General features: G+C 67.9%; 15 protein-coding genes and 1 riboswitch. Of the genes, 12 read left to right on the top strand and 3 right to left on the bottom strand.

Features of this window, described 5'->3' with window-relative positions; genetic code table 11:
• Positions 1-143: 143 nt before the first annotated feature.
• Positions 144-1,328, bottom strand: a complete 1,185-nt coding sequence (locus ITJ67_RS07610; protein ID WP_194677232.1) for a cation:proton antiporter — start codon at positions 1,326-1,328, stop codon at positions 144-146.
• Positions 1,329-1,396: 68 nt separating this feature from the next.
• Between ITJ67_RS07610 and ITJ67_RS07605 the strand changes: the two genes are divergently transcribed.
• From ITJ67_RS07605 to ITJ67_RS07585, 5 genes are all read left to right on the top strand, one after another.
• The gene (locus tag ITJ67_RS07605; RefSeq protein WP_194677231.1) at positions 1,397-2,128 is read left to right on the top strand and encodes an alpha/beta hydrolase; all 732 of its coding nucleotides are present in this window, start codon (positions 1,397-1,399) and stop codon (positions 2,126-2,128) included.
• An 87-nt stretch (positions 2,129-2,215) separates the two neighbouring features.
• Positions 2,216-2,782: a hypothetical protein gene (locus tag ITJ67_RS07600; RefSeq protein ID WP_194677230.1), complete on the top strand. Its 567-nt coding sequence runs from the start codon at positions 2,216-2,218 to the stop codon at positions 2,780-2,782.
• 77 nt (positions 2,783-2,859) lie between these two features.
• Positions 2,860-3,423 (top strand): hypothetical protein, encoded by a 564-nt coding sequence (locus tag ITJ67_RS07595; RefSeq protein WP_160070759.1) that lies wholly within the window; start codon positions 2,860-2,862, stop codon positions 3,421-3,423.
• 114 nt (positions 3,424-3,537) lie between these two features.
• Positions 3,538-4,932, top strand: coding sequence for an FAD-dependent oxidoreductase (locus tag ITJ67_RS07590; protein ID WP_194677229.1), 1,395 nt, complete (start codon positions 3,538-3,540; stop codon positions 4,930-4,932).
• Between the two features lie 9 nt (positions 4,933-4,941).
• Positions 4,942-5,301, top strand: a complete 360-nt coding sequence (locus ITJ67_RS07585; RefSeq protein WP_104241063.1) for a hypothetical protein — start codon at positions 4,942-4,944, stop codon at positions 5,299-5,301.
• Positions 5,302-5,426: 125 nt separating this feature from the next.
• Here the strand turns inward: ITJ67_RS07585 and ITJ67_RS07580 are convergent, their stop codons facing one another.
• Positions 5,427-6,110, bottom strand: coding sequence for a hypothetical protein (locus ITJ67_RS07580; protein WP_194677228.1), 684 nt, complete (start codon positions 6,108-6,110; stop codon positions 5,427-5,429).
• 77 nt (positions 6,111-6,187) lie between these two features.
• Positions 6,188-6,302, bottom strand: a riboswitch (SAM riboswitch).
• A gap of 106 nt (positions 6,303-6,408) precedes the next feature.
• On the opposite strand from ITJ67_RS07580, the gene ITJ67_RS07575 reads away from it, so the two are divergent.
• The 7 genes from ITJ67_RS07575 (at position 6,409) to ITJ67_RS07545 (ending at position 13,227) form a co-directional block, all read left to right on the top strand.
• Positions 6,409-8,241, top strand: a complete 1,833-nt coding sequence (locus ITJ67_RS07575; RefSeq protein WP_194677227.1) for an adenosylhomocysteinase — start codon at positions 6,409-6,411, stop codon at positions 8,239-8,241.
• A gap of 11 nt (positions 8,242-8,252) precedes the next feature.
• Positions 8,253-9,587 (top strand): amidohydrolase family protein, encoded by a 1,335-nt coding sequence (locus ITJ67_RS07570; protein WP_323741420.1) that lies wholly within the window; start codon positions 8,253-8,255, stop codon positions 9,585-9,587.
• Positions 9,580-10,104, top strand: coding sequence for a cupin domain-containing protein (locus ITJ67_RS07565; protein ID WP_323741419.1), 525 nt, complete (start codon positions 9,580-9,582; stop codon positions 10,102-10,104). Before ITJ67_RS07570 ends, ITJ67_RS07565 begins: the two co-directional genes overlap by 8 nt.
• Before the next feature lie 84 nt (positions 10,105-10,188).
• The gene (locus tag ITJ67_RS07560; RefSeq protein ID WP_194677225.1) at positions 10,189-11,034 is read left to right on the top strand and encodes an ABC transporter substrate-binding protein; all 846 of its coding nucleotides are present in this window, start codon (positions 10,189-10,191) and stop codon (positions 11,032-11,034) included.
• A 3-nt stretch (positions 11,035-11,037) separates the two neighbouring features.
• Positions 11,038-11,937 carry an amino acid ABC transporter permease gene (locus ITJ67_RS07555; RefSeq protein WP_416362313.1) on the top strand — a complete coding sequence of 300 codons (900 nt, stop codon included), beginning with the start codon at positions 11,038-11,040 and terminating at the stop codon, positions 11,935-11,937.
• A gap of 71 nt (positions 11,938-12,008) precedes the next feature.
• The gene (locus ITJ67_RS07550) at positions 12,009-12,749 is read left to right on the top strand and encodes an amino acid ABC transporter ATP-binding protein (RefSeq protein ID WP_228502455.1); all 741 of its coding nucleotides are present in this window, start codon (positions 12,009-12,011) and stop codon (positions 12,747-12,749) included.
• 73 nt (positions 12,750-12,822) lie between these two features.
• A complete protein-coding gene (locus ITJ67_RS07545) occupies positions 12,823-13,227 on the top strand; it encodes a (deoxy)nucleoside triphosphate pyrophosphohydrolase (RefSeq protein ID WP_228502453.1) in 405 nt (134 codons plus the stop codon).
• 15 nt (positions 13,228-13,242) lie between these two features.
• Here the strand turns inward: ITJ67_RS07545 and ITJ67_RS07540 are convergent, their stop codons facing one another.
• Positions 13,243-14,145, bottom strand: a complete 903-nt coding sequence (locus ITJ67_RS07540; RefSeq protein WP_194677223.1) for a hypothetical protein — start codon at positions 14,143-14,145, stop codon at positions 13,243-13,245.
• Positions 14,146-14,191 lie beyond the last annotated feature (46 nt).

Raw genomic sequence — 14,191 nt, 5'->3', positions numbered from 1 at the left:
CTCTCGACACCAGCGCCGCCCCTGACGGCCGCCGCCCCTGAGGGAAGCCGAACCTGGCGGACACCACCTCTGACACTCGCCAGTCATGACGGCCCGTTCCCAACCGTCGCGTCCGCTCCGCGTCCCGTCGCTTCCTAGCTGCGTCAGAAGTTGGCGCTCTCGTGCCGCTTCGCATCGGCTGGCCGCAGCGCCATGCCGAGGATGGGGAAGAGCAGCACGGAGAGCATTCCCGCTCCGACGAGCGACGACGCGAGGCCGGGGTCGAGGACCTTCTGGTCGACGCCGATCGCGGTTACCGCGACGATGATGGGCAGCGCTGTCGCGCTGAGGAGGCCGATGCCCGCCCGTTCGCGGTTGCCCGCGCCGCGCGGCGCGGCGAGCTGGGCGGGCAGGCCTCTGATCGCCAGCAGCAGGATGAGGAACACCGGCAGCAGGATGAGCGCGAGTTGGCTGCCGAGGAGCGCATCGAGGTTGAAGGTGACGCCCGTGTAGATGAAGAAGAGGGGCACGAGGAAGCCGAAGGCGATCGCTTCGATCTTGCTCTCGACCTGCTCGCGGTCGGCCTCGGGCGCGCTGCGCATGATGATCTGCCACATGACCCCGGCGGCGAAGGCGCCAAGGAGGATGTCGAGGTCGAGCATCGCGCTGAGGGCGACGAGGCAGGCGAGCGTGAAGATGACGACGCGCACCGCGAACTGGCCGGACGTGTGGAGGCTGGCGCTCACGAGTCGATGCAGGTGCCCGTGCTGCATGCGCACGGCGACGAAGATCGCGACGCCGGTGATGACGACGAACAGCGCGAGCACGAGCGTGGAGACGCCCGGGGAGCGGGTTCCAAGGAAGATGGAGATCGCGACGAGGGGCCCGAACTCGCCGACCGCTCCCATCGCGGTCGTCGCCTTGCCGAAGGGCGAGCCGAGTTCCCCCGCGTCACGGAGGATGGGGATGAGCGTGCCGAGCGCGGTCGAGCTGAGAGCGATCGCGATGATGACGGCCGCCTCTCCCGGCGCGATGAGGAAGCCCGCGGCGAGCCCCATGACGAGGCTTGCGACCCAGGCCAGCGATGCCCGGGCGAGTGGGCCGCCGCCGAGGCTGCGGAAGCGGATCTCGTTGCCGGCGACGAAGAAGAGGGCGGCGAGGCCGAACTCGGAGAGCCAGTCGAGCAGGTCTGATTTGTCGACCCAGCCGAGGAAGCTCGGCCCGACGGCGATGCCCAGGAGGAGCTCGAACACGACGATGGGCACCTTGACCCAGCGCGAGATGCTGCGCGTGAAGAGGGGAGCCAGCACTGCGAGGGCCGGTATGAGGAAGACCCCGGGTTCCGACACGCGCTCAGAGTAACAGCGGGCACGCGTAGCGTGGGCGGCGATTCGGACACGAGCACTGGAGCGGATGCATGAAGCTGCACACGATCACCACCGGCGACGGCCCGAGGAAGGTGGCGCTGGTGCACGGCATCGGCGCGAGCGCCGAGCCGTGGGGCTCGCTGGCCGGGCGCATCGCCGAGTCGGGCGAGTACACGGCCATCGCCGTCGATCTGCGGGGCCACGGCGAGAGCCCGCGGGCCGAGAGCTACCGACTCGACGAGTTCGTCGATGACCTGATCGAGACGCTTCCGGACGACCTGCACAGCGCGGTCGGGCATTCGCTGGGCGGTGCCCTGCTCGTGCGGGCGGTACCCCGGCTTCGCCCGGAACGGGCCATCTACCTCGATCCGGGGTTCAAGCTCGGGCTGCCGAACGAGGGATTCGGTGCGCGAGTGTTCTGGGCGCTGTCCGGTGTCACGCTGCCGCTCGTGATGTTGGCGGGCGCTGCGACGGGCACCAACGACACCAAGCGGTACTCGGCAGAGACGCGGGCGCTGAATGCTCGGGCGAAGAAGCGCTTCGACGGGAAGATGACGGTGGGCATCTTCGATCAGGTCGCGCATGCTCCGTACACGCCTGCCGCCCCGGTCGTGCCATCCACGATCGTGCTCTCCGCCGAGGGGAAGGCCGTGGTTCCCGCCCCGATGCCCGCCGAGCTCGAGGCTCTGGGGTGGCAGGTGCGTCAGCTCCCCGAGGTCGGTCACCCGTTCTGGCTGCACGACGTGGATGCGAGCTACGGGGCGATCCGCGACCTGATCTGACGAGCAGGCGGGGCACTTCTCCCCCGCCCCGTGGCGGCTCGCTCCCCTAGGCTGAGCCGCACATCGATGAACGATGAAGGGGTGCGCATGCTGTCCGTCGAATTCCCGAGAGATGTCATCTTCACTGCGTCCCTGTTCGGCTTCGCGACCTTCGTGTGGGCGGGGTGGGCGCAGGAGCGGCCCCGACATTGGGCCTGGCGCATCGTCTTCGGGGTGCTGGGCCTCGCCGGTGTCGCACTCGTCGGCATCACGCTGCCGACGGCCATCAGGAACTGGACGAGCGCGACGGCGCTGCGGGTCGACTCCGTGCCGTTCACCGTCTACATCGCCATGGTGGCGGTCGAGGTCGTCGGCGGCCTCATCGCCGCGATCATCCTGCTGCGGAAGAAGAAGGGCGAGCTCATGGCGCCCGTCATGCTGCTCATCGTGGGCCTGCACTGGGTGCCGATGATCTGGGTGTTCGAGCAGCCGTTCCTGGCCCCGGTGTCGCTGTGGGCGATCGCGGTGGCGATCGTCACCTTCTTCCTGCCGAGCGAGAAGCAGGCGCCGAGTTTCTGGTGCGGCATCCTGGGGGCGCCCGTGTTCCTCATCACCGGCGTCATCTTCGCGGTCGTCGGGTTGAACCAGTTCGCGAGCATGACCTGCGCCTGCTGAGCGGGGCGTGAAGACGCGGTGACCAGGCGTTCACGGAGCGCGCGTAACACCCCGCGTCGGGTCTAGCATCAGCCCTCATGGACTTCTTCCCGATCTTCGCCGTCGCCGCACTCTTCGCCGTGCTCGGGGTGTGGCAGGCCGGTTGGCCGGCGGCTGCCGCATCGACGGGCCAGCGGTGGATGTTCCGCGACCGCGAGCCGAACTGGAGCGACGCATACCTCGGCTACATCAGGTTCGGCGGAGTCGTTTTCTGCCTGCTGGCGATCGCGGCCACGATATTTGGGGGCACGCTCGTCTTCCGTTCGACGCTGGCTGATCGGTGCGAGACCGAGCTGAAGCCGGCGCTGGATGCGACCCGCAGCCAGGAGGGCTGGACCGCGTCCTCCATGCAGACGTTCGCTGATGAGCACGAGCTGACGCTGAAGACGGACACCGAGAAGCTGGAGCTCCCCGACCTGCCCGACTACGGCGCGGTCTACGGACTCGACACAGAGGCGCCCGCGAAGCCGACCCCGCTCGTCACGACGACGTACACGTTCTCGACGATGGGGACGGCCATCGTCGCCGGCTCGGTTCAGACCGGCGGCTACGACTCATCGAGCACCGACCTCGAAGAGGACAGCGCTGTCTGCATGCCCTGAGCGGCGCATCCGCTTCGCCGACGGCGGCGACGAGAACGCGACTTGTTAACCTGGTGGTCAGTACAGCGTCATACGTAACTCGACCAGACATACAGAACCAGGGAACAACAGAACATGAGAATTGCGATCATCGGTGCGGGCCCGAGCGGCATGGCACAGCTTCGAGCGTTCGAGTCGGCGGCAGAGCAGGGGCGGGAGATCCCTGAGATCGTCTGCTTCGAGAAGCAGGCGGATTGGGGCGGCCAGTGGAACTACACCTGGATGACCGGCCTCGACGAGCACGGCGAACCCGTCCACTCGAGCATGTATCGCAACCTCTGGTCGAACGGCCCGAAGGAGGCGCTCGAGTTCGCTGATTACAGCTTCGACGAGCACTTCGGCCGCCCCATCTCCTCGTACCCGCCGCGACCGGCCCTGTGGGATTACATCTCGGGCCGCGTCGAGCGCGCCGGGGTGCGCAAGCATGTGCGCTTCAACACGGTTGTGCGCTGGGTCGACTTCGACGAGGCGACGCAGCAGTTCACGCTCGTGAGCGAGGATCTGGAGTCGAAGAAGACGAGCCGTGAGGTGTTCGACCGCGTCGTCGTGGGATCCGGGCACTTCTCGTTCCCGAAGATGCCGACGTTCGAGGGCCTCGAGACGTTCCCAGGCCAGGTGAGCCACGCGCACGAGTTCCGCGGCGCGGAGAACCTGCGGGGCAAGGACGTGCTGGTCATCGGCTCGAGCTATTCGGCGGAGGACATCGGCAGCCAGGCCCACAAGATGGGTGCGAGCTCGGTGACCGCGAGCTACCGGACGGCGCCGATGGGCTACGACTGGCCGCTCGGCTTCGAGGAGCGCCCGCTCGTCACGCGGTTCGACGGCTCGACCGCCCACTTCGCGGACGGCACGGAGAAGGACTTCGACGCTGTCGTCCTGTGCACGGGCTACCTGCACAAGTACCCGTTCCTGCCGAGCGAGCTGGCGCTCGACTCCCCCAACAACGTCTACCCGGAGGGCCTCTACAAGGGTGTGGTGTGGGAGCAGAACCCGCACCTCTTCTACCTGGGCGCGCAGGACCAGTGGTTCACGTTCAACATGTTCGACGCACAGGCCTGGTTCGTGCGCGACGTGATCCTGGGCGACGTCGTGCTTCCGAGCGTGGATGCGCGCCGGGCCGACATCGAGGCGTGGCTCGAGCGCTTCAACGCGATCGGCGGGGCAGCGGATGAGATCCGCTTCCAGGCCGACTACGTACGTGACCTCATCGAGGCCACCGACTACCCCATGTTCGACCTCGATGAGGTCGTGGAGATCTTCCTGGAGTGGAAGCACGACAAGGCGGAGGACATCATGGGGTACCGCGACCGCGCCTACCGTTCCGTGATGACGGGCACGATCGCGTCCACGCACCACACGAAGTGGGTGGATGAGCTCGACGACAGCCTGGCCAGGTACCTCGCTCCGCTGCCGGCTACGAACCCTGCCGAGGACCCGGCCGCGGACTCCGCCGACGCGCCTGCGCTCTAGGCTGGCGGGATGAAGCTCAGCCGACATGATGCAGCGATCCGCCTCGACATCCCTCTGGAGATGGCGAAGCGGAACGGCCTGCCCCCGTACATCGCCGAGGAGGCGTTGGCGGAGCTGGACGCGAACCCGCCGGCGTGGCTGGCGCAGTCGCGGGCGAACCGCACGGGCAAGCGCCCGGTGTGGGCGACGCTGACGTGCGAGGTGTGCGGGACGGTGGAGAAGGTGCGGCCCAAGAAGTGGTGGCCGGAGTTCACGTACGTGTCGTGCGACAACCATGATCTCGACGAGTTGCCGGAGCCTGCCGCCGGAACGACCCGGGAGTTCTCGTATGGCATCGGGACCCGCTTCACGGGGGTCGTCGACGCGTAGGCGTCCCAGCTCCTTCTGTCTGACGCCCGCTCGAGGGCAGTCGGCGAAGGCACGACCTTTCTCTCGAAACCACTGAACGGCGTCCAGTGCCCGCTGTTCGGTGGTTTCGAGAGAACACCGCACCCTCAGTCTCGCTCGGTGGACTTCCGGCTTAGGTGTTCGAGGTTCGTGTCGCGAAGCCGGCCGTCGCCGCGCGGACCTTCGTCGCGGAAGGCGCGCCGTTCGAGCCCACGGGCGACGCAGCTCGCGCATCCGCTTGGGGTCTCCCCCGCTCTCGTGAGCCAGACGTCGACCGCGCTGGCGAAGTCGCCGTTGTCGTAGGCGGTCGGAATCTCCGTCCAGTCGCTGGGACGCAGGTGACCTGCCCGGTAGCCGATGCGCCCCTGCTCGAACCCGGCGCGATCGAGCAGCGACGTGGGCGATGCCCCGTGCGGCGCCTTCTCGTGGGCTTCGAGCCGGAACCGCGCGCGGCTCTGCGCCGTCACGTTGAGCAGCAGGAACAGCATCGGCGAGAAGCCGAGCTGGTGCCAGCGCCCCGCGAACTCCTGCCAGTCGGGTTTGGTGTCAACCTGGCCCTTGCGGAACATGCCGGACAGGAACGCCATGGCGAAGGTCGGTGTGCCGTGCGAGTGGGGCGGCCAGCGCAGGACGGCGAGCAGCCACTCGCGGCGGAGTTCGTGGGGCAGCTCTCGGAACGCGGCGAGGGCGTCCTGGTCGAGTTCCGCATCCCAGTCGTGCTTCGCGTGAATGAGGCGGACGCCACTCTGGTTGCGGGTGGCGTCGTCGATTGGGGCTGGCGTTTCGGGCATGGGTGCGCTCCTGGCGGGTACGCCACGCGTTCGGCGGATGCACGCGCGGGTCGCCCCGCTCGGCACCGACTGGCGCGTGAACTGACTTGTCGCACACCGGGCGGTGTCGACCCGTTCTTCCCCTGGGGCACCCCACTCAGGTGGAGGGTTGCCGTGCAGCTAGCCAGGTACTTGACGCTGCAGCTCGTGAACGTGGGATGGAGGCTAGCACGAGCGACGGGAGACGTGCGATGTCGGGCTGTGACGAAATCCAGTCGTGTGTCCCGAGTCGGACTCCAGCTGTCTCTAGACTTGCGCCGTGAGTGACGCCTCTTTGACTGCCGAGCGGCTCGTGCGCGCCTTCGCTGCGGCCACGAACCTGGTGATCGCTGGGCAGCGCATCCACGTCGCCGGTGCGGGCGAGCTGGCCGGCGCGCTCCGCAGCCTGCTGCGCGCGCTCGGCGCGGTCTCCAGTGGGTCCGACCGGGCCGACTACGTCTTCCTGACCGCCGACGAGGCCAGTCCGTCGGCTGCTGTGACGGACGAGCCGCCGTTCCGCGACGGGGCGATCGTGGTCGACGCGAGCGACGACGGGGCTCTCGCAACCGCGCTGGACGCACCGGGCCCGGTTGGGCTCGCGACGCGACCGCCCTCGCGCCGCTACCGCCTCGCCGATGGCCGCGGCCTCGACGTGATCCGACTCGACCCCGCCGCTCTGCGCCTCGACCCGGCCGCTGCTCGACTCGACTCCACTCGCCGCCGAGCCGAGGCGCTCGAACCGGGCTCGGACGAGGCCGCCTGTGACGCCGATCTGCGCCTCGACTGGGCCCGCCGGTTCATGCCAGCCTCCTCGAGGGTGGCCGCGTCGCTCGCGGCAGAGGGGGTGCTGCGGGGGCGCCGTTTCGGGGTGAGCATGGTGCTCGAGCCGAAGACCGCCGTGCTCTCGCTGCTGCTCGCCGAGGCCGGAGCGCAGGTGTCGCTCTACGCGCACAGCGACGAGACCGACGACGCCGTCGCCGATGCCCTGAGGGCTCGCGGCTTCGCCGTGCACGCCGGTTCTGGCGCGGACGCCGACGGGCAGCTCGCGAACGCGCGCGCGTATCTCGCCGAGGGGCACGAGTTCCTCCTCGACGACGGCTCGCACCTCATCCGCCTCGCGGCTCACGACGGAGTCGAGCTGCTCGGTGCTGCCGAGGAGACCACAAGCGGCCTCCGCCCGCTGCACGCCATGGGCGACGCACTGCGCATCCCCGTCCTCGCCGTCAACGACGCCCGCGTCAAGACCCGCTTCGACAACCGGTACGGCACGGGCCAGTCGTGCGTCTTCGCGATCGCCGATCTCCTCGACCAGCTCGGCAGGGGCTTCGCGGATGCACGCGTCGCGGTGGTCGGGTTCGGCCCGGTTGGGGTGGGGGTCGCGCAATACGCGTCGGCACTTGGGGCGGTGGTCACGGTGTGCGAGCTCGATCCGGTGCGGGCGCTCGAGGCGCGGTACGCCGGCTACGACACGGCGCCCCTCGAGGACACGGTCGGCACCGCCCATGTCGTCATCTCTGCGACCGGCGAGCCGCAGACGATCACCGCGGCCCACCTGCGCGTGGCGGGCCCCGGCACGGCGTTTGCCGTCGCGGGCGGCGTGCTCGACGAGATCGCGCTCGAAGACGCGCAGTCGCTGGGTGCGCGTCTGGAATCGCGGGCGTGGAAGGTCGACGCGGTGGTCTGGCCGAGGGCCGAGCACGGCGACCGGGCCGACGACTCGACGGCTGCATCCGCGTCCGGCTGCGGCTCCGCCTCAGGCTCCGCAGACTCCCCCGCACTCGTTCTCGATCGCGGCGGCTGCATCAACATCACCGCCGCGGAGGGCAACCCGGTGCAGATCATGGACCTCTCGTTCGCGGCGCAGCTCACGGCGGCCGGCATGCTGGCGCGCGGCGACGTGCGGGAGCCGGGCGTGCATCCGCTGCCCCCGAGCGCCGACGAGGTCATCGCGGCCGGGATGCTCGGTGGCGACGTCGGGCAGAGGAGTCCGGAACTCTCCGAGTCCGAAACCGAGACCCTGCCCGAGCCGACGGCCCGGAACCCGCGCAGGAGCCAGACCGAGGGCCAGAGCCACAAGCCCGCCTGGCATCCCACCAGATTCCCGAACGCATGACTGGAGCGCCCGTGCAGAACGCAGCAAAGACCTCGGCGCACGACGAGGTCACGGTCTACACGGCGACGCTGGTCATCCCGATCACCGCGCCTCCGATCCTGGGCGGCGCGGTCGCGGTGCGCGGCGGCAGGATCGTGCATGTCGGCGAGCGGGCCTGGGTAACGGAGTCGCTCGCCGAGCGCGGCGTCGTGGCGCGGGAGGTGCACCACGACGGCATCCTGATGCCGGGGCTCGTCAACGCGCACTCGCACCTGCAGTACACGGGTATGGCCGCCGTCGGGCAGCGCCAGTACAACGGGTTCGAGGATTGGGCCGAGGCCTTCAACCGCGATTACGTGCTCCCCCACGACTGGTATGCCGACGCCATGGCGGGCGCGCAGAGCCTGCTGCGCGCGGGCACGACCAGCGTCGCCGACATCGTCACCGACCCGACGGCGATCCCCGTGCTGCACGAGTCTGGCCTGCACGGCATCACCTACTGGGAGGTGATGAGCTGGACCAACGAGGACTGGCAGGAGCGGGGCCGTCAGCTCATCGTGGAGGAGCTCGATCGCATCCCCACTACTCCGGGCGCCGGTCTTTCACCGCATGCGCCGTATTCGCTCGACGCGGTTCCCCTGCTCGATATCCCCGACATCGTGCGCCAGCGCGGGCTGCGCACGCATCTGCACCTGGGCGAGGCCGCGTTCGAGGGCGAGCGCGATGGCAGCGGCGTCGACGGTGAGCCGTGGCAGATGGTGAAGCTCGAGAGCTTCCGGGCGATGCGCTCGGCGGGCTTCGGGATGAGCGCGACCGAGTTCGTCGACCAGCTCGGCGTGCTGGGCCCCGACTGCCACGTCGCGCACGGCGTGTACATGACGGCGTCGGACCGGGCGCTGCTGCGCAAGCGCGGCACGAGCGTCGCCCTGTGTCCGCGGTCGAACGAAGTCATCGGCCTCGATGCGCCGCCGGTCGCCGAGTACCTCGTGGAGGGCAGCCCGATCGCGATCGGCACTGACTCGCTGTCGTCGAGTCCGTCGCTCGACCTCATGCACGACGTCGCGACGCTCGTCGAGGTGGCGCGCTCGCAGGGGTATCGGGGCGACGACCTGCACGAGCGCATCCTGTCGGCGGCGACGCTCGGCGGGGCGCACGCGCTGGGCCTCGACCTCGGTCCCGACCGCACCGGGTACCTCGCCGTGGGGGCGCGCGCCGATCTGGCGTTCTTCGACGTGCCCGTGGTGTCGGTGGTTGACGGTATCGTCGCGCTCGCCGAGGCGGGGGCAGGCCGGGCGTCGGCGACCATGATCGGCGGCGAGCTCGTCTGGGCCGCCGACAACACTGAGCTGGAGGTTTCACGTGGCTGAGCAGGGGAACGCAGAGCAGCAGCAGGGCGAGACGCAGGCGACTGCAGCAGAAGGGTCAGCTGCGCAGGGGCGTCGGCATGCGGATGCGCACGAGCCGTCCGCCGTCCCCGCGCGCGCCACAGAGCTGGGCCTCGAGCCGCATCCCGAAGGCGGCTGGTATCGCCGCACGTGGACGTCGGGCGACCGCCTGCAGACCCCGAACGGCGAGCGGCCCGCGGCCACGCTCATCCACTTTCTGCTCCCGCCTGGCGAGTCGTCGGCTTGGCATCTCGTGACCAGCGACGAGATCTGGATGTGGCACGGCCCAGGCTCGCTCGAGCTGCAGCTGGGCGGCAACGGGTCGGCGCCGGATGCCCGCGAGCCCGTCACGCTCGATCTTCGGCACGCGCAGGAGCTTGTCCCCGCCGGGCACTGGCAGCGCACGCTGCCGGGCGAGGAAGAGGTGCTCGTGAGCTGCCTCGTCTCCCCCGGTTTCAGCTTCGACGATTTCACGCTGGTCGACGACCCGGAGGCGTGAGCCTGCCTTGCCTGCAACCAGGCGTAATGGGCGCGTGCCTGCGTGCGCCTTCCCCTATCTTCAGCAGTGAACGAAAGGCTTGTCATGACTCTCTCCTCCCGCATCCGCAAGGGCGCTGCTGCCGCTGGCGTCATCGCCGCGCTGTTCGCGCTTTCCGCGTGCTCCGGCACGTCCACGACTGAGCCGGCCGCTGAGGGTGACGGGCTGCAGACGCTCACGCCGGGCAAGCTGACGATCGCGACGGGCGAGCCGGCGTATTACCCGTGGGTCATCGACAACGCTCCGGAGTCGGGCGAGGGCTTCGAGGCCGCCGTCGCGTTGGCGGTTGCCGAGGAGCTGGGGTACGCGCCGGAGGACGTGGAGTGGGTGCGCACGACCTTCGATAGCGCCGTCGCGCCGGGGCCAAAGGACTTCGATCTGAACCTGCAGCAGTTCACGATCTCCGAGGAGCGGAAGAACGCCGTGGACTTCTCGTCGCCGTACTACACGACGACGCAGGCGATCATCACGACCGAGGGGTCGAGCGTCGCCGGTGCTGCATCGATCGCCGATTTCGCGGACGCCAAGGTGGGCGTCGCCGCGGCTTCGACGAGCTACTCGGTCGCGAAGGATGCGCTCGGCAAGGATCCTGAGGTCTTCAACTCGAACGAGGACACCGTCCTGGCGCTGAAGAGCGGCCAGATCGACGCGCTGGTCACCGACCTGCCGACGGCGTTCTACCTCACCGGGGTGGAGCTCGAGGATGGCAAGATCATCGGCCAGTTCGACTCGACCGAGGGTGGCGACGAGTTCGGCATCGTGCTCCCGAAGGACTCTGCGCTGACGGCGCCGGTCACGGCCGCCGTGGATGCGCTGCGTGACAACGGCAAGCTCGGCGAGCTCGAGACCGAGTGGCTCGAGACGTCGGTTGACGTTCCGACGCTGAAGTAGCTCGTGTCGCAGGTCCCTCCTCCTCCCGCCGAAGTGCCGGCGAGCGCCGCGGCCGCCGAGCCTTGGTCGCCAAGTGCGATCGAGCTCGAGCGGCGAGCATTCCGGCGACGCCAGTCGCAGCGTTCGGTGCTGGTGGCGCTCGTCTCGACGCTCGCGTTCGCGGTCATCGTCTGGGCGACGCTCATCAACACGCCTGGCTGGGCGGCGGTGTCGGAGACGTTCTTCGATCTCGACTACGCGATCGAAGTGCTGCCGACGGTGCTCGAGGGCCTGTGGTTGAACATCCGCGTGCTGGCCGTCGCCGTGGTGGGGGTGGCGATCTTCGCGACGCTGCTGGCGGTCATCCGCACGCTGCGCGGTCCGGTCTTCTTCCCGTTGCGTGCCGTCGCGACGGTGTACACGGACCTGTTCCGGGGCATGCCGATCATCATCGTGCTCTACCTGGTGGGCATCGGCGTTCCAGCATTGGGCATCTTCCCTCGCGTGGATGCGGCTGTCTGGGGCACCCTCGCCCTCGTGCTCGTGTACTCGGCGTATGTCGCCGAGGTGCTGCGGGCGGGTATGGAGTCGGTGCATCCGACGCAGCGCGTGGCTGCGCGTTCGCTCGGCCTCTCGCACGCTGCCACGCTGCGCCTGGTAGTGATGCCGCAGGGTGTGCGCAAGGTGACGCCAGCCCTCATGAATGACTTCATCTCCATGCAGAAGGACGTCGGCCTCATCTCGATCCTGGGTGCGGTGGATGCGGTTCGGGCCGCGCAGATCGAGACGGCGCTCACCTACAACTACACGCCGTACGTGGTCGCGGGTCTGCTGTTCGTGCTGATCAGCCTGCCGATGATCCGTCTGACGGATTGGTACACGGCTCGGGCGCAGAAGCGTGAGCAGATCGGGGGCACGGTATGAGTGACGTGTATGCGTACGACGACGAGTCCGCCGCCGCGGGCACCGCTGCATCCGCTGTCACCGCGGGCGATCTGAAGCCGGTCCTGGAGGTTCGGGGCGTGCACAAGCAGTTCGGTGACGTGCAGGTGCTGCGTGGCATCGATCTTTCCGTGCTGCCGCATCAGGTGATCGTGCTGGTGGGGTCGAGCGGTTCGGGCAAGTCGACGCTGCTGAAGACGATCAACCTGATCGAGCGGGTCGACGATGGGCAGATCTTCCTCGATGGCGAGGACATCTCCGACCCGCGCGCGAACGCCGACGCGGTGCGGAGCCGCATCGGTGTGGTCTTCCAGCATTTCAACCTGTTCCCGCACATGACGGTGCTCGACAACGTGACGCTCGCTGCCCGGAAGGTGCACAAGACGCCTCGGGCTGAGGCGGCGGCGCGGGGCGCGGCCATCCTGGAGCGCGTGGGCCTGGGTGCGCATGCGACGAGTTACCCGGATCGGCTGTCTGGTGGTCAGCAGCAGCGGGTGGCGATTGCGCGCGCCATCATGACGGAGCCGAAGGTGCTGCTGCTGGATGAGATCACGAGCGCGCTCGACCCGCAGTTGGTGGGTGAGGTGCTGGATGTTGTGCTCGAGTTGAAGGAGCAGGGCGCCACGATCCTGATGGCGACGCACGAGATGAGCTTCGCGCGGCGCGTCGCCGACCAGATCGTGTTCCTTAAGGACGGCGTGCTCATCGAACGCGCCGCGCCCGAGCAGTTCTTCACGAACCCGCAGCGGCCAGAGACGGTTGAGTTCCTTTCGCGGGTAAACCTCGGGGCGTAAGTGCCAGAGTTGGCGCATCAGCTGCGACAACTAGCCGGCACGCGCGAGTTGGACCAGACTGTCTGGCGTGGATATGGGACGCGAGACAACGATGACAGTCGTCGCGGGCGTTTTTCTTCAGGATGGAAAAGTGCTCGCTTGCAGACGAGGCTCCGACAAAAGTGGGGCCGGATCATGGGAGTTCCCCGGTGGCAAAGTGGAACCTGGCGAGACACCCGAGGCGGCGCTTGCCCGAGAGATCTCAGAGGAACTCTGCATCGACGTCAACGTTCTGGAACTCGTCGATCGTTCGACGACGACGCTGAAGGATGTCACCATCGACCTCAGCTGCTATCTCGTCGAGGCTCTTGAGACTGAGCCCAGCAGCAGCACGGACCACGATCTTCTGCGCTGGGTCCCGATTAGCCAGCTCGCGGCTCTGGACTGGGCGAAACCAGATCTTCCAACTGTGGGGGCACTCATACGGAGCGCCGGCTGAGCCGGAACGCCTCGTTCACCAGTCGCTTTCGACGAAACCTTCTCCAACACGCGTGTGGACGCGAACGTCGAGCTCGCGACAGAGCTCTGAGAGGTCGTCTTCCATGCGACCCGGCATGAGGATTGCCGGTTTCACGGGGTAGCCAGCTCGCCGCGCATTGTGAGCGTAGTCGAGCGACTGCCCGATAGCCGCGCGAACGTACGAGCGAGCGGTGGACTTCTTCGCTTCTATGACTTCGCCCGCAGTGCTGTCGTAAAAATCAGGACGTATCCGAGTGTTTCCAACCGTCAGCGACATGGACTGAACCACATGGTTCTTCGACTTCAGCCAGGTTCCGAATGCTGCCTGGAGATTGAATTCAACTCTCGATATCTCGAGTTCGCGAGGCTGCAGCTCGACAGTGAAGCCTCCCCACTCGGGCATGATCCAATCAGCGACGACGACTTGCTCAGCATCGGGCCTGCCATTCGGCGCAAGTTGCGCCACATCCGCGTCAACCGGAGCGAGTAAGAAAATGATGCCGCGGCGGGATCCTCGTTCCACATCGGGTATCTCACGGTACTCGAACGGCGGGTCAGCGAGAGTGAAAGCGCCGACGTAGGTGGCGTCCACCCCCTGTACCGTAAAGAGCCTGATCAGGCGACCATCTTGCACAGATGACATGATCGCTGCGTTTCCTCGAAGGAACTTCTGATCCCCGAGGGTTCCCTCCCCCGTGTACGCGTAAACTCCGTCGGCGCGAAGGCCTTCGTGGAGGTCGTAGCCGTATCGCCGCCCCTTCTTGGGGTCCGTGAAGATGAGGATATTGGGGTTTCCGCGGGGAGTCGATATTCCCTGCTGTTGTTGACCGCCCAGCATCTCGTGGATTTGGCGTCGACGAAGGGTCTCACCGATGCGTATGGGCCAGGGGAAATCCACGTTTCTAGACTACCGATAGCCGTGCACGAAGAACAGTTCGCCGGTA

This window comes from Pseudoclavibacter sp. VKM Ac-2867, from assembly GCF_015351275.1.
Taxonomy (GTDB): domain Bacteria; phylum Actinomycetota; class Actinomycetes; order Actinomycetales; family Microbacteriaceae; genus Pseudoclavibacter.
Note: the sequence above shows the minus strand (reverse complement) of the source record. Positions and strands in the feature narration are given on the sequence as shown.